This is a genomic window from Acidovorax sp. LjRoot194, assembly GCF_964253015.1.
In the GTDB taxonomy this organism is placed as follows: Bacteria; Pseudomonadota; Gammaproteobacteria; order Burkholderiales; family Burkholderiaceae_C; genus Acidovorax.
This window is the reverse complement of the sequence record NZ_CAXUQB020000001.1, coordinates 4,409,029-4,427,931: the sequence shown is the minus strand read 5'-3', so window position 1 is coordinate 4,427,931 and position 18,903 is coordinate 4,409,029. Positions and strand designations below refer to the sequence as shown.

Sequence of the window (18,903 nt, the reverse complement as noted above, 5' to 3'; positions counted from 1 at the left end):
CTGCGGCGCCTTCCCCCTGAGGGGGACGCACCCAGCGGCCTGGCAAAGGTTCTATGGTTCGAGTCAAGCGCTTGGGGTGATGCGATGAGCATCAAACGGCTTGCCCGATCGCCACACAGCAAAGGCAATGCGCAGCAGCTTGCGCGCCAGCACTACCAGGGCCTCTGTGCTCTTGAGCCCCCTGGCGCGCAGCGCTTGGTAGGTCGCCGCAAACGTGACCGTGTGGCACGCCGACATCGCCGCCATGAACATCTGGTGGCGCAGCGCCGGATTCCCTCGCTTGGACAAGTGCCTGCGCCCCCTGCTACGCCCAGAGTCGTGGGCCCGGGGATCCAGCCCGCTGTAGGCCACCAGCGCATCACAGCTGCAAAACGCCACGCGATCGAGCACGGTGACCAGCAACGCGCTCGATTGGGGACCGATGCCCACGATGCTTTGCAGCAACGTGCGAGCGCGGTGCAACTGCTCTTGCTCTTTGATCAACTGCGTAATGCGCCCATCGATGGTGTGCAGCAAGGTGCCAAAGGCGTCCTCCAGCCCCGCGGCCGCCTGCGCGATGCTCGTGCTGCAGCCGCGCAGCGACTGACGCAGCGCGGTGCGCTTGGTCACCGCCGTCCAGCGCTGGCCCAGCAACTGCTCCAGTTCGGCCTGACAGGCGCTGGGGACACGGTGCGGGTGCAGCCGCTCGTGGTGCTCGGCCAGGTAGCGGGCAATGATCCGGGCATCCACCCGGTCGGTCTTGCCGCGCGCGCCCAGGCCCTTGGCGTAGAAGTACACATCGCGGGCGTTGAGCACGAACACCGTCAAACCCATGCCGGCGGCCAGGGTGGCCAGCAGCTGGTGAAAGCGGCCGGTGGACTCCATGGCCAAGAGCGCGCCAGGGGGCAGGGTGTGCAACCACTGCACGATGGCAGTGGACTCGTTAGAGACGGCAAGGCAAGCGTCCTGGCCGTGGGTGGCCACGACCAGCTCAGCCTTGGAGACGTCCACGCCGATGAAACAAAGGGGTACTTGCATGATGAGATTCCTCCAATGAACAATGACGATCGTTGGGGTGGAATCCCGCCACAGGCGTTAGCTTGCTTACAGATCGGCGCTGAGGTGCGGCTCAGTTCCTTATCGACGCTCAGGGGCGGGGTGGGGGCTATCTTCGCCAGTCGGTCAAAGCCGATAGCCGGTACTCAGGCCCTCCACCCCAACACCTCCACCATACAAGCCAGTTCCGCGGGTGCACTCGCATGGGGCGCGCCAGTTTCTGCGGCTGGTGATGGCGCTTGCGCGCTGTGACGCCGCAGAGCCATCGTTGGTGCTCTGAATGGCGATGCTTGCAGAACCCTGAAGCCCGTATGCGTGCGCCGGGCTTTCACGGGAAAACCCCCAAATCTGCGGGGGGGCATGTTCCTACAATCAATCGGGCTAGAAGGTCCTTGGCTGCGGGCGACCCGCTTGCGTGCCAGGGTGTGCAATCACAAGTATTCGGAGAGAACTCATGGATCGTCGTTCAATCATCAAGCAGGCAGGTATTGCCGGTGTGCTGGCTGCCGGTGTGGCACCAGCAGTGCACGCGCAAGCCGCAGTGCGCTGGCGCCTGGCATCGAGCTTCCCCAAGCCCCTTGACACCATCTACGGTGGTGCCGAAGTGTTCGCCAACGCTGTCAAGGCCATGTCCGGCGGCAAGTTCGAGATCTCGGTCCATGCAGGCGGCGAGCTGATGCCTCCCTTCGGCGTGGTCGACGGCGTGCAGCAGGGCTCCGTCGAAATGGCCCACACGGTGCCTTACTACTTCTACGGCAAGAACCCCGCATTCGCCCTGGGCTCGGCCATTCCTTTCGGTCTGAACGCCCGCCAGATGAACGCCTGGATGCTGCACGGCAACGGCCGCAAGCTGCTGGACGAGTTCTACGGCGGCTACGGCATGCTCAGCTTTGCAGGTGGCAACACCGGCACGCAAATGGGCGGCTGGTTCCGCAAGGAAATCAAGACGGCTGCTGACCTGAAGGGCCTGAAGATGCGCCTGGGCGGCGGCCTGGTGGGCGACGTGATGACCAAGATGGGCGTGGTGCCCCAGAGCATCCCTGGCGGCGAAATCTATCAAGCGCTGGAAAAGGGCACGATCGATGCGGCCGAGTGGGTGGGCCCGTACGACGACCAGAAGCTCGGCTTCAACAAGGTGGCTCCGAACTACTACTACCCCGGCTGGTGGGAAGGCGGTCCTGAAGTGGACTTCTTCATCAACAAGAAGGCCTTCGACGCCCTGTCGGCCGAGAACAAAGCCATCATCGCCGCCGCTGCCGCACAGGCATCGGTGGACATGCTGGCCAAGTACGACGCCCGCAACCCCGTCGCCTTGAAGCAACTGATCGGCGCCAAGACCAAGTTGCTGCCCTTCAGCAAGGAAATCCTGGACGCTTCCTACAAAGCCTCGCTGGCCGTGTACGAAGAAAACAGCGCCAAGAGCCCCGAGTGGAAGAAGATCTACACCGACTTCGCCGCATTCCAGAAGGACCAGGTGGCATGGTTCCGCGTGGCCGAAGGCCGTTTCGACAGCTACATGCAGACCATCAAGCTCTGATCTGGCGCTGCGCCAGGCATTGCAACAAAAAACCGCGCTTCGGCGCGGTTTTTTTATGGGTGGCGTGGAGAGGCTTCCCCATTCCGCACTCAGTCACGCGCGCGCCGGTAGTGCAGTGCGACGGCGCCGTTGCGCATAGGCGCCGCAGCAATCAACTCAAGCCGTCGCGTGCCGGGCAGCCCGCTGGCGTACAGCGTCGGGCCGTGGCCCGCGATGCGGGGATGCATCAGAAATCGGTACTCGTCGATCAGGTCCAGCGCATCCAGCGCCGCCGCGAGCTGGCCGCTGCCGAGCAGCACGCCAGCAGGTGTCGCGTTCTTCAGCGCCTGCACCTGTTCTAGTAAGTCAGCACCGCCAGCGATGTGGTGGCTTTGGGTCCACGGGAAATCTTTGCGTGTGGACGAGACCACGTACTTCGGCTTGGCCTCCAGCTTCACCGCCCACTCGCGCACGGCCGGCGGCGCCTGCATATCACCGCGCGCGACGGCCGGCCAGTAGCCCTCCATCATCTCGTAGGTGGCGCGGCCCCAGAGCATTGCGCCGTGCTGGTCCATGAGCTGGGTGAAGAAGGCGTGTGTCTCGTCGTCGGCAATGCCCTCCTGGTGGTCGATGCAGCCGTCCAGGGTGAGGTTGAGGCTGAAGGTGAGAAGTCCCATGGGATGGCTCCGCGTTGGGTGATCAGGTGCTCAGGGCCGCTGTTGAGCAATTGCGGCCACTGCTGCGCTGTTGTGCCTTTTAGCCCATTGCCGCTCGCACCACGGGTGGGTACTGGCCCATCGCTGGTGTCGGGCCGCAGGTTCGGCTGCGCTCAAGTCTCGAGGCTCACTCCCAGGCTGTCCAGTTTTTTCGCATACGAGTCTCTGCGCTTTACCGCCTTTGCAGCGGTTTCGACGGCAGCCTGGACGGCCTTGGGGCCCTTGTTCTCAGCAGCCTTGATCAACCCGAGCTTGTGAGCGGCATCTGCCTGAGCCCGTCTGAACGTGGCGATGAGTTCGGAATGTGCAACGGATGAATTCACAGGTACTCCCACATCAATCGGCGCAGTGGACCTCAAAGCTTGACGCTGGTGCGCAGCAAGGCTGTCCTCAACTCGCGAGTGGCGGACTTCGAAACATCCACCTGTTGAACAGCCAGGTCGAACGGTGAGCCTGGCTTGATATTCGAAGGCAGGATCTTTTTTGCTGGATGCTTGCCAGGGTACGTGCCCTGACCCGGACACATGCGAACGGAAAACCCGAATTCGTCGAGGACCCCCTTCGCATACAGCTCTGCCAATTGCTGGAACGTCACAAAGGTTGAACGTTTGACGTCTTTGTATCCAGGCTCTTGGATGTCACGAACGATCTCGAATTTACCCAGCGAATCTCGCTGCGTATCGGTAAAGGGATGCAGCAAAAACGTCTGACGAACGCCATCCTTTTTGGACACCAGCGTGTGCTCCACGGCTATATCTGTTAACAGCATTTATTTCCTTGCAAAGCGCCATCAGTCGCCATGGTTGCCTTGGTTGCCAAAGTGGCAGACCCTGTTGAATCAGATCAGCTTGGAGCAGTCGTCGACGCCCCGTCTTTGCCTGACCGCATTGGGCCGATGCTGGAAGTCTATCCACACGGAGTGGCGCAGAGTCAAGATGCGACGGCCCACTGTTCACCAACATGCCGCGATCGAACGAAAAAAAACCGCGCCTCAACGCGGTTTTTTGGCGAGGCCGGCCAAGCGTCCTGCATGTCGCAATCACATCTGCCGAAACGCTTTCAGCTCTGCTCCGATTCGCTCGAACTCCGCCATCAGCTGCGGCGTGGCGCCATAGAACACCGTGAACTTGCCCGCCAGCGTGCGCACATACAGCCGCGGCGCAATCAACCAGCTCAAGCCCGGCACGCGGATCAAGCGCACGTAGGCCAGGTCGTCAAAGGCCATGGACTTGTCCCACACCCAGCGCTGGTGCAGGCCGCTGGGGGTGATGCGGGTGCGGCTGACCATGATGCTCCACCAGGTCCAGGCCATCAGCAACAGGCCGGCGATGAACCAGCCCGTGCCGTTGCTCACGCCGCTGCCCAGGGCGCCGCGCGACCACAGCTGGTAGAACCACAGGGTACATCCGCCCACGATCAGCGTGGCAAAAAACCGGAAGGTGGGCGAGAACGCCGCGCCCTTCACTTCACCGTCTTTCGGGGCAAAACGGAAGGGCTCCATCAGGGGCTGCGGCGTGATGTTCATCAGCATGCGCAGGCCACCTTGGTTCGCGCGATCACGGCTGCCATCACTTGGCAGGCTCGGCCGGCGCTGCCGCGGGGTCTGCTGGCGTGGCAGGCTCAGCGGGTGGCGTGGCGGAGTCGCCAAAGGGGTTTTCGCCGCCGGACGATGAGTCCTCGTTGCGCATGTCGTCCACCGGCACTTCGATCTGCACCTTGTCGGTGTCGATCACCTCGGCCTTGGGCAGGAACATCGTCACGGTCTGCGGCACGAAGATCACGATGGCCACCAGCAGCAGCTGCATGATCACCCAGGGGATCGCGCCCATGTAGATGTCGCTGGACAGCACGGGCTTGGGAATGCGCCCCTCCTTGAACAGCGTGTTGGCGATGCCGCGCAGGTAGAACAGCGCAAAGCCGAAGGGCGGGTGCATGAAGCTCGTTTGCATGTTCACGCACAGCAGCACGCCGAACCAGATCAGGTCGATACCCAGCTTGTCGGCCACCGGGCCCAGCATGGGCAGAATGATGAAGGCGATTTCGAAGAAGTCGAGGAAGAACGCCAGGAAGAAGATGAACAGGTTCACCGCGATCAGGAAGCCGACCTGGCCGCCCGGCAGGCCCGAGAGCATGTGTTCGACCCACTTGGCACCGTCCACGCCCTGGAACACCATCGAGAACACGCGGGCACCGATCAGGATGAACACCACCATGGCCGTGAGGCGCATCGTGCCCTGCATGGCTTCCCACATCAGCGACAGGCTCAGGCGCCGGTGGATAGCGGCCAGCAGCATGGCGCCGACCACACCCATGGCACCGGCTTCGGTGGGGGTGGCGATGGCAGTGTCGATACCGGGCAGGCCGCCCATGGAGCCCAGCACCGCAAAGATCAGCAGCGCCGACGGGATGATGCCGCGCAGGCACTTGAGCCAGAGCTTGGCGCCCGACATGGTGCGCGCTTCCTTCGGAATGCCTGGCAGGTAGTGCGGCTTGAACACACCCAGGAAGAACGTGTAGCCCGCGAAAATCACCACCTGCAGGATGGAGGGGCCCCAGGCGCCGCGGTACATGTCGCCCACCGAGCGGCCCAGCTGGTCGGCCATGACGATCAGCACCAGCGATGGCGGCACCAGCTGCGTGATGGTGCCCGAGGCGGCCAGCACGCCGGTGGCGTAGCGCATGTTGTAGCCGTAGCGGATCATCACGGGCAGCGAGATCAGCGCCATGGCGATCACCTGGCCGGCCACGGTGCCGGTGATGGCGCCGAGGATGAAGCCCACGATGATCACCGAGTAGCCCAGGCCGCCGCGCACGGTGCCGAAGAGCTGGCCCATCGAGTCGAGCATGTCTTCCGCCAGGCCGCACTTCTCCAGGATCGCGCCCATGAAGGTGAAGAACGGGATCGCCAGCAGCAGCTCGTTGGAGAGGATGCCGAAGATGTTGATGGGCAGGTTGGCCATGAAGACGGGCGGGAACCACCCCATCTCGATGGCGAAGAAGCCCGACGCCAGCCCCAGGGCGGCGAGTGAGAAGGCGACGGGGAAGCCGATCAGCATCACCACCACCAGCCCCGCGAACATGATCGGGGCGAAGTTTTCCATGTGCATTTTGTTGTTCCTGAAATTCCGGGAGTGAGAGCGCGGCAGGCCGTCCTAGCAAGCGGGGCCGGGGTGCCGCGGGGTCTTCTTCATGGCGCGTCCTGGAGGGAGCGGCCGAAGGAGCGGGCTGCTTACTGCACCGGCTTTTCGTAGTGGGTGTTCATCTGGTAGATGCCGCGCAGGTAGGCCACGCGCTTGATGATTTCGGCCAGGCCCTGCAGGACCATCAGGGTGAAGCCGACGGGCATCAGGATGATGGCGGGCCAGCGGATCAGGCCGCCGGAGTTGCCCGACATCTCGCCCGACAGGAAGGCGCGCTCGAACAGGGGCCAGCTCAGGTAGGCGATGAGCGCCATGGCAGGCAGCAGGAACAGCGCCAGGCCCATGATGTCCACATACACCTGCTTGTTGCCGCGCAGCTTGCCGTAGATGATGTCCACGCGTACATGCTCGTTGAGCATCAGCACGAAGGGCGCGCCCAGCATGACGGTGGCGGCAAACAGGTACCACTGGATCTCGAGCCAGGCGTTGGAGCTCATGTCGATGCCGTAGCGCACGAAGGCGTTGCCGGCAGAGATGAGGGCGGCGGCGAGGACGGTCCAGGTGGCGATCTTGCTCAGCTTGCTGGAAATCCAGTCCATGCCCAAGGCCAATTTGAGAAGTGCTGACACGTTGTGTCTCCTGAGTATGAAAATGGGGCGGGCCCAATGCGCTGCTGGGCCCGAGGGTGTCTGAAAGTAACGCGCATCCTACTCCCCAAGCGCTGAAGAAAGCCTGACGCGCCGACATGGGGTTTTCCTCAGGGTCGGGCCCCTTCATCGGCGCTTTCCGAGGCTTTGCGCGCCGGTATCCCCACACCATTTCCCTCTTGGCACCACCCCCGCAGCATGCGCTTGTGCGGCATGCGCTGCCTGTATGCGTTCTCAGGCCGCCTGGGCGCGGGAGGCGCGCTTGGGCTTGGCAAAGCGCCACCAGGGCAGCACCCGGCTCATCGCCAGCACCTCGCCGCAGCGCAGCGGCGTGTAGCCCGGCAGCCCGGCCATCTGCTGCAGCCAGTCGGGCGTCTGCAGCAGGGTGCGCAGGGCCAGGGTGGCGGGCTGGTCCAGGCTCGCCTTGAGGCAGGCCAGGTGGTAGCGCTCGCGCACCAGCGGCACAAAGCCCAGGCCGCGCGCCCGCGCCGCCAGCTCGATGCCCACGCCCACATCGGCCGCGCCGGCGGCCACGGCCTGCGCCACCGCGGTGTGCGATGGCTCGTCGGACGCATAGCCGGCCAGCGCGCCCGGTGCCAGCCCGTCCTGCGCCAGCAGCTCGTCGATGAGCACGCGCGTGCCGGAGCCCAGCGGCCGGTTCACGAACCGTGCCCCGGTGCGGGCCACGTCGGCCAGGGTGTTCAACTGCAGCGGGTTGCCCGGCGCCACGATGAGCCCTTGCGTGCGCTGGGCAAAGCCGATGACCTTGTGCAGGCCCGGCTGCAGCAGGGGCTGGTAGGTGCGCGCGGTCAGCGACTCGGCCTGGGCGTTCTCCACCGTGTGGAAACCCGCCAGCGTGCAGCGCCCTTCATTGAGCGCGCGGATCGCGTCCACGCTGCCCGTGAAGCGGATGTCCAGGTGCAGCCCGCCGGTGCGCCCCGGTGTGGCCGCATGCGCCCGCAGTGCGGCCAGCGCGTCGTCGTGGCTGGCGTACAGCGTGAGCACGTGGGCCTGCGGGTCGAAGGCCACTGCGAACGCGCGCTCCAGGTCCGCATGAAGTGCCGCGATCTGCGGCGCCAGCCGCGCCTGGGCCTGGCGCTCGGCCCACAGCAGCTTGGTGCCGAACTCGCTGAGCTGGGCAGACTGCCCCTTGCCCCAGATGATGAGTTCGCCGCCCAGCTGCTCTTCCCAGCGCTTGAGCGCGCCCCAGACATGGCGGTAGGAGAGGTCGAGCGCGCGCGCCGCGCCCGAGATGGAGCCATGCTCGGCCACGGCCTGCAGCAGCTCCGGCAAGGGGTTGCGAATGAGTGCAGTGCCCGCGTCGCGGCTCAGCGTGTAGTGGAGTTGGACCCTATGCACAGGATTTCATATGGCTGGATATTGGCAGGGTGCCTACGATAGCCCAATTCAATATATGTCCACGCTGACCGAAAGCGCGAGCACAGCGCTGCAACTCACCCTCTCCTTCGACCCGGTCCTGTGGGCCATCGTGGGCCGCTCCCTGTCGGTCAGCGCCACCGCCTGCCTGCTGGCCTGCGGCCTGGGGCTGGTGCTGGGCGCATGGCTTGGGGTGGCGCGGTTTGCGGGGCGCGGCGCGGTGCTAGCGGTGCTCAACACCCTCCTGGCCGTGCCGTCCGTGGTGGTGGGGCTGGTGGTGTATTTGCTGCTGTCGCGCAGCGGGCCGCTCGGGTCGCTGGGCTGGTTGTTCAGCTTCAAGGCCATGGTGCTGGCCCAGGCCATCCTGGTGCTGCCGGTGGTCACCGCGCTCACGCGGCAGGCGGTGGAAGACGCAGAGCGCGCGCACGGCGAGCAGCTGCGCTCCCTGGGCGCGGGCACGCTACTGCGCAGCCTGCTGCTGGCGTGGGACGAGCGCTACGCGCTGCTCACCGTGCTGATCGCATCGTTCGGGCGCGCCATCTCCGAGGTGGGCGCCGTCATGATCGTGGGCGGCAACATCGACGGCTTCACCCGCGTCATGACCACCGCCATCGCGCTCGAGACCAGCAAGGGCGACCTGCCGCTGGCGCTGGCGCTGGGCATGCTCCTGCTGGCCGTGGTGCTGGCGCTCAACGTGGTCATCGCCCTGGTGCGCCGATGGCGCGAGCGGGTGGACGGTGCGGCCTCCGGCATGCCGGTGGGGGTGGCCGCATGAGCGCAGTGCACACCACCCAAGGCGTGGAGATGGCCGGCGCGCCAGGCCAGCCAGCCGCCAACGACGGCGCCCCGTGGGTGGACCTGCGCCACGTCTCGGTGCGCTATGGCGCCGTGGTGGCGCTGGCGAATGTCAGCCTGTGCATCGTGCCCGGCGAGCGCGTGGCCCTGGTGGGCGCCAACGGCAGCGGCAAGAGCACGCTGCTGCGCGTGCTGCACGGCCTGGCCGATGCCACCGGCGGCGGAGGCCTGCACTGCAACCGCACGCTGCGCCAGGCCATGCTGTTCCAGCGGCCGCACATGCTGCGCACCAGCGCCCTGAACAACGTGGCGCTGGCCCTGTGGCTGCGCGGCACGCGCTGGCGCGATGCCCGGCTGGCCGCGCTCACGGCGCTGCAGCGCGTGGGGTTGCAGGGCATCGCCGCGCAGAACGCGCGCACCCTGTCGGGCGGGCAGCAGCAGCGGCTGGCGCTGGCGCGCGCCTGGGCACTGCGGCCCGACGTGCTGCTGCTGGACGAGCCCACCGCCAGCCTGGACCCGCACGCCAAGCGCGAGGTCGAGTCCCTGATGGCCGACTTCGCCGCCAGCCACGGCGCTGGCGGTCCCGCCCACCCGGTGACCATGGTGTTCAGCAGCCACAACCTGGGCCAGGTCAAGCGCCTGGCCAGCCGCGTGATCTACATGGAACACGGCCGCCTGGTGGCCGACCTGCCGGTGCACGACTTCTTCAACGGCCCCCTGCCCGAGGCCGCCCGTCTGTTTGTCAAAGGAGAACTGGTATGAAAAAAACCGCCCCCCACGCTCGCCACCCCGTGCCGTCGCTGTCGCCCGAGGACTCCGCTTTCTCGTCCCGGGGCGGCCCGGTGATGAAGAATTTCAAGCTTTTTGGCCCTGTACCGCGCATTCAGCAAGCGCTGGCAGCTATTATTTTTGTAGCATCTGGCGCAGCGTCCGCGCAGAGCATCACGATGGCGTCCACCACGTCCACCGAGCAGTCGGGGCTGTTCGGCTACTTGCTGCCCGAGTTCAAGAAGACCAGCGGCATCGACCTGAAGGTGGTGGCCCTGGGCACGGGCCAGGCGCTGGACATGGCGCGCCGGGGCGACGCCGACGTGCTCTTCGTGCACGACCAGGCAGCCGAGGAGAAATTCGTGGCCGATGGCTGGGGCGTCAAGCGCTACCCCGTCATGTACAACGACTTCATCCTCGTCGGCCCCAAGGACGACCCGGCAGGCACGCGCGGCAAGGACATCGTGCAGGCGCTGCAAAAGCTCGCGGCGGGCAACGGCAACTTCGTCTCGCGCGGCGACAAGAGCGGCACCCACGCTGCCGAGCTGCGCTACTGGAAGCTCGCGGGTGCCGATGCCGCCAAGGGCAGCGGCTACAAGGAATGCGGCTGCGGCATGGGCCCCGCGCTCAACATCGCGGCGTCGAGCAACGCCTACGTGCTGGCCGACCGCGGCACCTGGCTCAACTTCAAGAACCGCGCCGACCTGGCCATCCTGGTCGAGGGCGACACCAAGCTCTTCAACCAGTACGGCGTGATGGTGGTCAACCCTGCCAAGCACCCGCACGTGAAGGCGCAGGACGCGCAGAAATTCGTCGACTGGGTCGTGTCGCCCGCCGGCCAGCAGGTCATCGCCAGCTACAAGATCGGCGGCGAGCAGCTGTTCTTCCCGAACGCAGGAAAGTAATCCCCCCTGAGTCGCTGCGCGCCATCTCCCCTGGGGACGGCACCCGTGGCCCGGCGAAGCCGGCTCCACGGTGGCGCTGGATTGGGGCGCGCCGGTTGGCTAACCCCTGCGGGGTTGAAGCACCGTCCGATGGGGACTCAGCCCCACAGGCTCGGCTTGTTCACCATCAGGTAGAACACCACCACCATCGCCACGAACGCCGGGTAGCCCAGGGCCTCCCACCAGCGGGCGCAGCGCCAGTACTGCGGGGGCAGGGGGCTGCCTGTGCGCGCAGCCTCTGCCGCCATGTCGCGCATGCGCAGCTGCAGCCACACCACCGGCAGCCAGCAGGCGCCCGCCAGCACATACAGCCCCAGCGACAGCGTCAGCCACGGCGTTGTCAACGGCAGGCCCAGCATGTACGCCATGCCCAGCCCCGTGGCGGGCTGTACGAACACCGTGGGCGTGGTGAACCACCAGTCCGCCCGCACCACCAGCCGCGTGACCACGGCCTGCGCCTGAACGTTACCGCTGCGGTTGGTGAAGAACATGTAGAACGCCGAGCCCAGGCCCGTGCCCACCAGCAGCATGCTGGAGACGATGTGGATCCACTTGAGGATGAGGTACAGGCTCATGGTCGATCTGCGCGCGCGGCATGCGGCGCGTTGTGCAGCAGCACCCACAGGATGGCGGCGATGGGCAGGTTCTTGGTCAAGGGCCCCAGCGGGTGCAGCCACAGGTCGGGCTGGATCACGGTGGCCAGCACCGTCATGGTGGCCATCAGCAGCAGCGCGGCGGCATACGCGGCGCGGCCCGGGCGTAGCGCCATCCACACGCCCAGCACCGCATCGGCAGCGGCGCCGCCCAGAATGAGTGCCGTGGTCCAGCCGGGCGTCTGCAGCGCGGCCGGCAGGCCGGCCAGCAGGTCGCGGCTTTGACCGTGCAGCTCCCACACGCTGACGACAGCCGTGATGAGCCACACGGCCACGAGGCTGTAGCGCAGCAGGCGCAAGGTTGCTTGCGTGAACATCAGCGGGCTGGGGGCGTTGTGACAGCAGCGTGTACCGACACCACGGGCAGTTCGTGCCGACTTTGCTGCCACGTGTGGATATCGTTCGAATGGTGCTGCAAGAATTTCTCCAGGCGCTGGAAGCGATCACGCGTTTTGCGGATGAAAACCCAGTTCACCAGGGGTTCCATGAACCACCGCAAGAGCCTTGGACGGGTGCGGAATGTGTAGGTATATACCAGCTGCGAATGGCCGGAGCCCACGGGTTCGTGGCGCATCGATGCAGCCCAGTGCACAAACGGGAAAGAACGCCCGACCATGGTTGCCGCTGCCAGTAGGGGGCGGTCGTACTGTATGAAGCGGGTACGCATCGACAACGTGCGCAGAGCGCCTGCACCCGCGTTCTCCGTCATTGCGCCCACGCTGGGGCAGCTCGAACCATCCAGTACCTGCGTATCACGCACCAGAGAATCCCACTGAACTTTCCACTCATGGTAGTGAAATGCATCGAACACGATGTCTGCGCGTGCAGGCATAGGGAACGTCAACTTTCCGTGGGCCATTAGGCTTCTTCCACCACATCGTTCACCATGCCCCAGCGGTCGAATTCAGGCGCGAAGGATTCGAGTGCGAGCAGGCCCGTGCTGGTGTGCGCACCCAGCGGCAAGGGGTTGCCGGCCGCCAGGCGCCGCGCGAGCAGGATGGCGGCCATGCACGGGATCTCCGGGCCGTGGTCGTGGTCGGCCGCGATGTGCCAGGCGCGGCGGCGCGTGTGGCCGTGGGCATCCGTGCCGGCCACGCGCACCACCATGCCGCCCAGCGGCGTGCCCAGCACGTCCAGCACGCCGCCCGCGCGGTGCAGCAGCCCGGCCAGGCGCTCGGGGTGCGGCAGCAGGCCCCAGTGGCGCAGCGCGGCGATGGCGGCGAAGCTGCGCTGCGCCAGGCCCACCTCCAGCGCGGCTCGGAACACCGCGCGATCGCGCACCTGGTAGCGCTCTGGGAACAGCTCCAGGTCCGGGATGTCGCACACCGCGGCCAGGCGGGGGCGCAGGCGCTTGAAGTGCACCGGCACCGGGTCGGCCCACCCGCGCCGGTGCTGCCACCGGCCGCCCTCCCACACGGGAATGGGCACGCCGCAGTAGCTCAGCACCGCCGCCAGCGTGGCCTGCCCGCGCGGTGCGCGCTGAGCGGGGGCGATGCAGATGTCGATGCTGTCGATGTGCTGCCAGCCGGCGCACAGGTGGTCGATGACGGCAGACGACAGCGCGGGCACGGTGCTCGCGCCCGTGACGGCGGTGCGCTGCGCCGCAGCGAAGGTGCCGTGCACCGCCGCCGGGAAGTCGCACACGAAGCGCCGGCCGTCGGCCAGGTCGATGTAGTGCGCCCCGGCCTCGGCCGCTGCCTGCGCCACGGCGTAGGCCTGTGCCTGGAACGGGCCGGCAGTATGGATGACCAGGCCTACGCCCCAGGCGCGCAACTGGTCCGCCAGGCCCGGGGCCTGGTGGTCCAGTGCCACGCCGCGTGCGCCGTGGTGCAGCGTGTCTGCCAGCGCTTGCGCGCGGGCTGCATCGCGGCCTGCCACCAGCAGGGTCATGTGGTGGTGCTGGGCCGGGTTGCCCGCCAGGGCGCGGCAGATGCGCGCGCCAAAGTTGCCGTAGCCGCCCAGGACCAATGTGGTGAGTGTTGTCACGAATGAGAGGGATGAACGGAGTGCAGAAAGTCGGGCCCGGAGGCGCGCGACGCGGACAGCACCGGCGCCGCCGCAGCGCTGCCAGCGGCCGCCCGGGTGGTGTGGGAGAGCAGGGCCTGCAGTGCCTTGCGGCGCGGCTGCATCTCGTTGGCGTACCAGGCCGGCACGCTGGCCGATGCCATAGGCTTGCTGTACAGGTAGCCCTGGATGGCGTGCAGGCCCGCGGCAGCCACGGCCTGCAGCTCGCCCGCGGTCTCCACGCCCTCCACGACCACCGACAGGCCGAACTCGCGGGTCAGCGCGCCGATGTGCCGCAGCAGCGACTGCCTGCGCGCATCGCTGGCCAGTTGCTGCACGAACAACCTATCGCACTTGACGCCCGCAATCGGCAGGTCCGCCAGCATGCCCAGCGACGAGTAGCCGGTGCCGAAGTCGTCCATCACCACCGCGATGCCCAGTGTGCCCAGCGCCTGCAGCGCGTCCACCATGGGTGCGCCCAGCGCGATCACGGCGTGCTCGGTCATCTCCAGCCGCAGCGCGTGGTGGGGCAAGGCGCGCTGCGCGAGTTCTGCGCGCAGCCAATCTGAGAAGCCGGTCGCCAGCAGCGTGCTGGGTGCCACGTTCACGCTGATGGTGATCTGAAGCAGTCCCTGCTCGCGCCAAGCGGCCAGGCAGTCCAGCGCGTTGCGCAGGATCATGCGGTCCACATCGCCGGTGCGGCCCTGCAGCTCGCAGGCCAGCAGAAAAATTTCGGGGTTGAGTGGGCCCAGGGCCGGGTCTTTCACGCGCAGCAGCGCTTCGAACTGCACGCCGGGCTGGCGCAGGTCCACGATGGGCTGAAAGTGCAGCGTGAGCCGGTCGGGCTGCAGCAGGTCGTGCAGCCGGTCGGCAATCAGGGACAGCTGCATGTCGCGCTCGGGGTTGTGCGCCATGTTGGACGCCCGCATCATCGACAGCCCGCGGCGCAGCAACTGCTGGCGGCCCGCGTCGAAGTGCATGTTGCGCAGCTGCTCCACGGCCAGCGCCGTGCCGAACACCAGCACGCAGACCAGCAGCGCGCTGTTGTGCGCCGTGTCGCCAGCCGGGACGCTGAGCAGGCCGAACGTGTTGACCAGCAGCCAGTGCAGCAGCAGGATGGCCGCGCCGCACACGGCTTTTTCTTCCCACGACCGGCGCAGCAGATGGGGTGTGAGGACGCTCATCTTCACCGCCCGGTGGCGGATGGATGTCCAGGTGGCCAGGCACAGCGCAATGGCCGCCGCCAGCACGATCGCCGCCCAGTTCACCGTGGCGAAGCTGCGCACCAGGTCCTGCGTGATGGTGAAGTGCGCCAGCAGCATGCCCGCCGCCAGGCAGGCCCCCGCCATTGCGATGTGCAGCTTGCTGGCGCTGGTGCTCAGCGTGGGTATGGTCAGCCGCGTGCTCACCGCCATGATGATGAGCCCGCTGAGCGCGGGCACCAGGTCGAGTGCCACGGCGTGGTGCGCCAGCTCTTCATAGAGAAAGAGGCCCACCACGTCCAGCGCCCACACGATGCAGCCGATGCCCAGCGATGCGTGCGATGCACTCACGCGCCGGCTGGGCGGGTCGGCCGAGAACGCCGTGTGCTCCACCAGGCGCTGGCACACGTGCACCACCAAAGATGCAGTCACCCAGAACAGCAGGCCTTGCAGCGGCGCAGGAAAACCCACCCCGAACGCCTGCGCGGCGTCATGCCAGATTGAAACCATGTTGCCCCACCCTCGTTGTAGGCGGTCATCATACGACCCGTGGACGGGCCCACTGTTGCGCTCAGTTGACGATGGCCACGCCCTTGATCTGCGCGTACACCGGCTTGCCCGGGACCAGGCCGAGCACGCTGGCCGAGCGCTGGGTCACCCGCGCCAGCAGCCGCGTGGGCCCGGCGTTCAGCGCCACCATCAGCTGGCCCGGGCTGTCGTGCGCTACATGGGCCACCGTGGCTGGCAGGATATTGAGGATGCTCGTGTCCGCGGGCGGCGTGAGCGCAATGCTCACGTCCCGCGCCTGGATGCGCAGCCGGATCGGCGCGCCCACGGCATGCTCGCCGGGGCTGACCAGCAGCAGCTGCCCGCCTGCGAACGCCACTGTGGTCACCAGGTCGTGGTCGTCGTGCTGCGTGACGTGGCCGTCGATCACCGTGGCGGCAGCGTCGCCATGGGCCAGGGGAAGGTCCAGCCGCACCAGCAGTTCGGACGTGGGGCCGTGGGCGCGCACGCGGCCGTCCTCCAGCAGCACCATGTGCGCGGCCAGCCGCGCCACTTCGTCGATGGCGTGGCTCACGTACAGCACCGGGATGTCCAGCGTGCGCTGCAGTGTGTCGAGGTAAGGCAGCACCTCGGCCTTGCGCGGTGCATCCAGCGCGGCCAGGGGCTCGTCCATGAGCAGCAGGCGCGGGCTGGTGGCCAGGGCGCGTGCAATGGCCACGCGCTGGCGCTCGCCGCCCGACAGGGCCTGGGGCTTGCGGTCCATGAGGTGGCCGATGCCCAACAGGTCCACTGCTTGCTTCAGCGCCACCTGGCGGCGCGCGGGCGGCGTGCGCTTTTGGCCGTAGCCGATGTTGCCCTGCACCGTGAGGTGGTCGAACAGGCTCGCTTCCTGGAACACATAGCCCAGAGCGCGCTCGTGCGTGGCCCGCCAGATGTGCTGTGCGTCGTCCTGCCAGGTCTCGCCGTTGACCTGCACGTGCCCCGGCTGCGCACGCTCCAGGCCCGCAATGGCGCGCAGGCAGGTGGTCTTGCCGCAGCCCGAGGGGCCGAACAGCGCGGTCACGCCGCGCCCGGGCAGGCGCAGGTCCACATCCAGCGTGAAGCCGGGGCGTGCCAGGTGCAGGCGCGCCTCGATCTGCTGAGAACTCGGTGCGTTGGCGCTCATCACGACACCATCGACGCCCGGCGCCGCGTGAGGTTCAGGCCCAGCAGCACCAGGAACGAGAAGACCACCATGCCGCCGGCCAGCCAGTGCGCCTGCGTGTACTCCAGCGCTTCCACATGGTCATAGATCTGCACCGACACCACGCGCGTCACGCCGGGGATGTTGCCGCCCAGCATCAGCACCACGCCGAACTCGCCCACCGTGTGCGCAAAGCTCAGGATCGCCGCGGTGATGAAGCCTGGGCGGGCCAGCGGCAGCGCCACGGTGAAGAACCGGTCCAGCGGCCCGGCGCCCAGCGTGGCAGCGGCTTCGAGCGGCCGCCGGCCGATGCTCTCGAACGCATGCTGCAGCGGCTGCACCGCGAACGGCAGCGAATAGATGAGCGAGCCCGCCACCAGCCCCCAGAAGGTAAACGGCAGCGTGCCCAGCCCCAGGCTCTGCGTGAACTGCCCGATGGGCCCATGCGGCCCCATCGTGACCAGCAGGTAAAAGCCGATCACCGTGGGCGGCAGCACCAGCGGGAGCGCCACCACGGCGGACACCGGACCGCGCCAGCGCGACGGCGTGTGCGCCAGCCACCAGGCCAGCGGCGTGCACAGCACCAGGAGCAGCGCCATGGTGGTGCCGGCCAGGCGCAGCGTCAGGCCGATGGCCGCCAGATCGGCGCTGGAAAAGGGCATGGAGCGTCGGAAAGTGTCTTGGAAGTCGGGAAGCGGTGCCAAGCGATTTGCGCACGCGCCCTTCAGAAACTATAGCCGTAGGACTTGATGATGGCGCGGGCCTTGTCGCCGCGCAGGTACTGGAGCAGCGCCGTGGCCGCCGCGCTGTCCTTGCCCGGCGTGAGCAGCGCCGCATCCTGGCGGATGGGCTCGTGCAGATCCGCCGGCACCTGCCAGGCCGAGCCGCTGGTGATCTTGCCGTCCGCCATCACCTGCGACAGCGCCACGAAGCCCAGTTGCGCATTGCCCGTGGCGACGAACTGGTGCGTCTGGGCAATGTTCTCGCCCTGCACGAAGCGCGGCTGCAGCTGCGCGGTCACGCCCAGCTTGTCCATGGCCTGCATGGCGGCCAGGCCATAGGGCGCCAGCTTGGGATTGGCGATGGCCAGGTGCTTGAAGCCGCCGGTCTTGAGCACGGCGCCCTGCGCATCCACATAGCCGGGCTGCGCGCTCCACAGCACCAGCGTGCCGATGGCATAGGTGAAGCGTGCGTTGGCCACGGCCTTGCCTTCCTTCTCCAGCCGGGCGGGCGTGGTGTCATCGGCGGACAGCAGGATCTGGAACGGCGCGCCGTTGGTGATCTGCGCGTAGAACTTGCCGGTGGCGCCGAACGACAGCTCGGCCTTGTGGCCGGTGTCGGCCTCGAAGGCGGTGGCGATCTTCTGCATGGGCGCCGTGAAGTTGGCCGCCACCGCGACCGACACGGTGTCGGCATGGGCCGATTGCAGCAGGGCGGCGAACAGTCCCGTGGACAGGCTGGTGGACCAGCCGATGGCGGTGAGGATGCGGGGCAGGGAGGCAAGGCGATGCAGCATGGCGGCGCGGCGCGGGTGGCGCTATTCATGAATGGAATAGCGCGAGTATATGCAGATCGCTCTGGTGTGCTGGTGGGGCCGGGGGGGGCCGGCTGCGCCGGGTCAGGCCAATGGAGGCAGCCGCATCGGCCAGGCCGCAGTCGGCTGCGCTGTAAGCTTTGGCGGATGCAAGAGCAAGAATTTCAGGTGCTGTGCAAAGGCAGGGCGCTGCATGGAACAGCTTGTCACGGCATTTCGCCACAACCCCCGCGCACGCTGGCCCTGCACGGTGGCGGGCGCTCGTCGCGCCAGGGCTACCGGCCTCTGTTGACCTACCTGGCGGGCCAGGATCAATCTGCGGCGGCGTTCGATTTTGCGGGCCAGGGCGACAGCCCAGGGCCGATGTCCGACTCCAGCCTGGACGACCGTGTGGCGCAGGCGCTGGCGGTGGTGGAGAGGCTCGGCCTGCAGCCGCCGGTGTCACTCATCGCCAGCAGCATGGGCGGCCACATCGCGTGCAGCCTCATCCCGCGCCTGATGCCTGCGGCCATCGTGCTGTTCTGCCCGGCCGCGTACGAGGCCGCGGCGCAGCCGGTGGCTTTCGGGCCGGCATTCCAGCAGGTCATTCGCGCCACCACCGCCTTTGCGGCGTCGCCTGCATTCAGCGCGCTGGAACAATTCGAAGGCCGGCTGCTGATGGTGCTGGGCGAGCTCGACGCGGTGATCCCCCGGGAGGTCGAGCACGAATACATCACCCGGGCCACACGGGCGCGCGGCGTCGAGGTGATCCGTCTGGCCGGGGCAGGCCACCATCTGCATGCCTGGCTGCAGGACCACCCCGTGGAACGTGAGCGTGTGTTTGCCCGCGTCCTCGCCACGCTGCGCGGCTAGCGTGGTGCGACACTGCTGCCTCGTTGCAAC

At 67.1% G+C, this 18,903-nt stretch carries 21 protein-coding genes; 5 read left to right on the top strand and 16 right to left on the bottom strand.

The genetic code is table 11. From position 1 onward, the window contains the following. Positions 1-63 precede the first annotated feature (63 nt). The gene (locus tag ACSQ3N_RS20120) at positions 64-1,017 is read right to left on the bottom strand and encodes an IS110 family transposase (protein ID WP_436146346.1); all 954 of its coding nucleotides are present in this window, start codon (positions 1,015-1,017) and stop codon (positions 64-66) included. A 472-nt stretch (positions 1,018-1,489) separates the two neighbouring features. Between ACSQ3N_RS20120 and ACSQ3N_RS20115 the strand changes: the two genes are divergently transcribed. After that, complete coding sequence (locus ACSQ3N_RS20115) at positions 1,490-2,572, top strand: TRAP transporter substrate-binding protein (protein WP_056170587.1); 1,083 nt, start codon at positions 1,490-1,492, stop codon at positions 2,570-2,572. 89 nt (positions 2,573-2,661) lie between these two features. On the opposite strand, the gene ACSQ3N_RS20110 is transcribed toward ACSQ3N_RS20115, so the two are convergent. The 7 genes from ACSQ3N_RS20110 to ACSQ3N_RS20080 form a co-directional block, all read right to left on the bottom strand. Beyond that, complete coding sequence (locus tag ACSQ3N_RS20110) at positions 2,662-3,228, bottom strand: dihydrofolate reductase family protein (RefSeq protein WP_436147261.1); 567 nt, start codon at positions 3,226-3,228, stop codon at positions 2,662-2,664. A 152-nt stretch (positions 3,229-3,380) separates the two neighbouring features. Continuing rightward, positions 3,381-3,590 carry a hypothetical protein gene (locus ACSQ3N_RS20105; RefSeq protein WP_056170582.1) on the bottom strand — a complete coding sequence of 70 codons (210 nt, stop codon included), beginning with the start codon at positions 3,588-3,590 and terminating at the stop codon, positions 3,381-3,383. Between the two features lie 32 nt (positions 3,591-3,622). Continuing rightward, positions 3,623-4,036, bottom strand: a complete 414-nt coding sequence (locus ACSQ3N_RS20100; protein WP_436147260.1) for a hypothetical protein — start codon at positions 4,034-4,036, stop codon at positions 3,623-3,625. Between the two features lie 270 nt (positions 4,037-4,306). Next, entirely contained in the window at positions 4,307-4,798 is a 492-nt protein-coding gene (locus ACSQ3N_RS20095) for a hypothetical protein (RefSeq protein WP_436147259.1), read from the bottom strand. 37 nt (positions 4,799-4,835) lie between these two features. Further along, the gene (locus ACSQ3N_RS20090; protein WP_056170575.1) at positions 4,836-6,374 is read right to left on the bottom strand and encodes a TRAP transporter large permease; all 1,539 of its coding nucleotides are present in this window, start codon (positions 6,372-6,374) and stop codon (positions 4,836-4,838) included. Positions 6,375-6,496: 122 nt separating this feature from the next. Next, on the bottom strand, positions 6,497-7,036 hold the full coding sequence (locus ACSQ3N_RS20085) for a TRAP transporter small permease subunit (protein ID WP_056170573.1): 540 nt from the start codon (positions 7,034-7,036) through the stop codon (positions 6,497-6,499). A gap of 252 nt (positions 7,037-7,288) precedes the next feature. Continuing rightward, a complete protein-coding gene (locus tag ACSQ3N_RS20080) occupies positions 7,289-8,413 on the bottom strand; it encodes a substrate-binding domain-containing protein (RefSeq protein WP_436128170.1) in 1,125 nt (374 codons plus the stop codon). A gap of 55 nt (positions 8,414-8,468) precedes the next feature. On the opposite strand from ACSQ3N_RS20080, the gene ACSQ3N_RS20075 reads away from it, so the two are divergent. The 3 genes from ACSQ3N_RS20075 to ACSQ3N_RS20065 all read left to right on the top strand — a co-directional run bounded on the left by ACSQ3N_RS20075 (position 8,469) and on the right by ACSQ3N_RS20065 (position 10,899). Beyond that, complete coding sequence (locus tag ACSQ3N_RS20075; protein ID WP_056412989.1) at positions 8,469-9,206, top strand: ABC transporter permease; 738 nt, start codon at positions 8,469-8,471, stop codon at positions 9,204-9,206. Between the two features lie 29 nt (positions 9,207-9,235). Then, positions 9,236-9,988: an ABC transporter ATP-binding protein gene (locus ACSQ3N_RS20070; RefSeq protein WP_436147984.1), complete on the top strand. Its 753-nt coding sequence runs from the start codon at positions 9,236-9,238 to the stop codon at positions 9,986-9,988. A gap of 83 nt (positions 9,989-10,071) precedes the next feature. Next, entirely contained in the window at positions 10,072-10,899 is an 828-nt protein-coding gene (locus ACSQ3N_RS20065) for an extracellular solute-binding protein (RefSeq protein WP_436147983.1), read from the top strand. 137 nt (positions 10,900-11,036) lie between these two features. Here ACSQ3N_RS20065 and ACSQ3N_RS20060 read toward each other — a convergent pair whose 3' ends face one another. The 8 genes from ACSQ3N_RS20060 to modA all read right to left on the bottom strand — a co-directional run bounded on the left by ACSQ3N_RS20060 (position 11,037) and on the right by modA (position 18,003). Further along, entirely contained in the window at positions 11,037-11,513 is a 477-nt protein-coding gene (locus tag ACSQ3N_RS20060) for a DUF2269 family protein (protein ID WP_056170565.1), read from the bottom strand. Next, complete coding sequence (locus ACSQ3N_RS20055) at positions 11,510-11,908, bottom strand: DoxX-like family protein (RefSeq protein WP_056170561.1); 399 nt, start codon at positions 11,906-11,908, stop codon at positions 11,510-11,512. The genes ACSQ3N_RS20060 and ACSQ3N_RS20055 overlap by 4 nt, the downstream gene beginning before the upstream one ends. After that, positions 11,908-12,450: an SRPBCC family protein gene (locus ACSQ3N_RS20050; RefSeq protein WP_056170560.1), complete on the bottom strand. Its 543-nt coding sequence runs from the start codon at positions 12,448-12,450 to the stop codon at positions 11,908-11,910. Before ACSQ3N_RS20050 ends, ACSQ3N_RS20055 begins: the two co-directional genes overlap by 1 nt. Beyond that, positions 12,450-13,577, bottom strand: a complete 1,128-nt coding sequence (locus ACSQ3N_RS20045; protein ID WP_436147258.1) for a saccharopine dehydrogenase NADP-binding domain-containing protein — start codon at positions 13,575-13,577, stop codon at positions 12,450-12,452. The genes ACSQ3N_RS20050 and ACSQ3N_RS20045 overlap by 1 nt, the downstream gene beginning before the upstream one ends. Continuing rightward, complete coding sequence (locus ACSQ3N_RS20040) at positions 13,574-15,307, bottom strand: EAL domain-containing protein (protein WP_436147257.1); 1,734 nt, start codon at positions 15,305-15,307, stop codon at positions 13,574-13,576. Before ACSQ3N_RS20040 ends, ACSQ3N_RS20045 begins: the two co-directional genes overlap by 4 nt. 61 nt (positions 15,308-15,368) lie before the next feature. Further along, positions 15,369-16,469, bottom strand: a complete 1,101-nt coding sequence (gene modC, locus ACSQ3N_RS20035) for a molybdenum ABC transporter ATP-binding protein (RefSeq protein WP_436147256.1) — start codon at positions 16,467-16,469, stop codon at positions 15,369-15,371. Then, positions 16,469-17,149, bottom strand: a complete 681-nt coding sequence (modB, locus tag ACSQ3N_RS20030; protein ID WP_056413008.1) for a molybdate ABC transporter permease subunit — start codon at positions 17,147-17,149, stop codon at positions 16,469-16,471. The genes modC and modB overlap by 1 nt, the downstream gene beginning before the upstream one ends. 62 nt (positions 17,150-17,211) lie before the next feature. Beyond that, on the bottom strand, positions 17,212-18,003 hold the full coding sequence (gene modA, locus ACSQ3N_RS20025) for a molybdate ABC transporter substrate-binding protein (RefSeq protein ID WP_436147255.1): 792 nt from the start codon (positions 18,001-18,003) through the stop codon (positions 17,212-17,214). A gap of 165 nt (positions 18,004-18,168) precedes the next feature. Here modA and ACSQ3N_RS20020 point away from each other — a divergent pair, with 165 nt between their 5' ends. Continuing rightward, positions 18,169-18,873 carry an alpha/beta fold hydrolase gene (locus tag ACSQ3N_RS20020; protein WP_436147254.1) on the top strand — a complete coding sequence of 235 codons (705 nt, stop codon included), beginning with the start codon at positions 18,169-18,171 and terminating at the stop codon, positions 18,871-18,873. Positions 18,874-18,903 lie beyond the last annotated feature (30 nt).

What these genes read in the sequence shown, in the direction of transcription:
- ACSQ3N_RS20110 (WP_436147261.1), bottom strand. Translation starts at nt 3,228, where the DNA reads ATGGGACTTCTCACCTTCAGCCTCAACCTCACCCTGGACGGCTGCATC.
- ACSQ3N_RS20070 (WP_436147984.1), top strand. Translation starts at nt 9,236, where the DNA reads ATGGCCGGCGCGCCAGGCCAGCCAGCCGCCAACGACGGCGCCCCGTGG.
- ACSQ3N_RS20065 (WP_436147983.1), top strand. Translation starts at nt 10,072, where the DNA reads ATGAAGAATTTCAAGCTTTTTGGCCCTGTACCGCGCATTCAGCAAGCG.
- ACSQ3N_RS20100 (WP_436147260.1), bottom strand. Translation starts at nt 4,036, where the DNA reads ATGCTGTTAACAGATATAGCCGTGGAGCACACGCTGGTGTCCAAAAAG.
- ACSQ3N_RS20090 (WP_056170575.1), bottom strand. Translation starts at nt 6,374, where the DNA reads ATGCACATGGAAAACTTCGCCCCGATCATGTTCGCGGGGCTGGTGGTG.
- modA (WP_436147255.1), bottom strand. Translation starts at nt 18,003, where the DNA reads ATGCTGCATCGCCTTGCCTCCCTGCCCCGCATCCTCACCGCCATCGGC.
- ACSQ3N_RS20050 (WP_056170560.1), bottom strand. Translation starts at nt 12,450, where the DNA reads ATGGCCCACGGAAAGTTGACGTTCCCTATGCCTGCACGCGCAGACATC.
- ACSQ3N_RS20040 (WP_436147257.1), bottom strand. Translation starts at nt 15,307, where the DNA reads ATGGTTTCAATCTGGCATGACGCCGCGCAGGCGTTCGGGGTGGGTTTT.
- ACSQ3N_RS20095 (WP_436147259.1), bottom strand. Translation starts at nt 4,798, where the DNA reads ATGCTGATGAACATCACGCCGCAGCCCCTGATGGAGCCCTTCCGTTTT.
- modB (WP_056413008.1), bottom strand. Translation starts at nt 17,149, where the DNA reads ATGCCCTTTTCCAGCGCCGATCTGGCGGCCATCGGCCTGACGCTGCGC.
- ACSQ3N_RS20075 (WP_056412989.1), top strand. Translation starts at nt 8,469, where the DNA reads ATGTCCACGCTGACCGAAAGCGCGAGCACAGCGCTGCAACTCACCCTC.
- ACSQ3N_RS20020 (WP_436147254.1), top strand. Translation starts at nt 18,169, where the DNA reads ATGCAAGAGCAAGAATTTCAGGTGCTGTGCAAAGGCAGGGCGCTGCAT.
- ACSQ3N_RS20115 (WP_056170587.1), top strand. Translation starts at nt 1,490, where the DNA reads ATGGATCGTCGTTCAATCATCAAGCAGGCAGGTATTGCCGGTGTGCTG.
- ACSQ3N_RS20120 (WP_436146346.1), bottom strand. Translation starts at nt 1,017, where the DNA reads ATGCAAGTACCCCTTTGTTTCATCGGCGTGGACGTCTCCAAGGCTGAG.
- modC (WP_436147256.1), bottom strand. Translation starts at nt 16,469, where the DNA reads ATGAGCGCCAACGCACCGAGTTCTCAGCAGATCGAGGCGCGCCTGCAC.
- ACSQ3N_RS20060 (WP_056170565.1), bottom strand. Translation starts at nt 11,513, where the DNA reads ATGAGCCTGTACCTCATCCTCAAGTGGATCCACATCGTCTCCAGCATG.
- ACSQ3N_RS20055 (WP_056170561.1), bottom strand. Translation starts at nt 11,908, where the DNA reads ATGTTCACGCAAGCAACCTTGCGCCTGCTGCGCTACAGCCTCGTGGCC.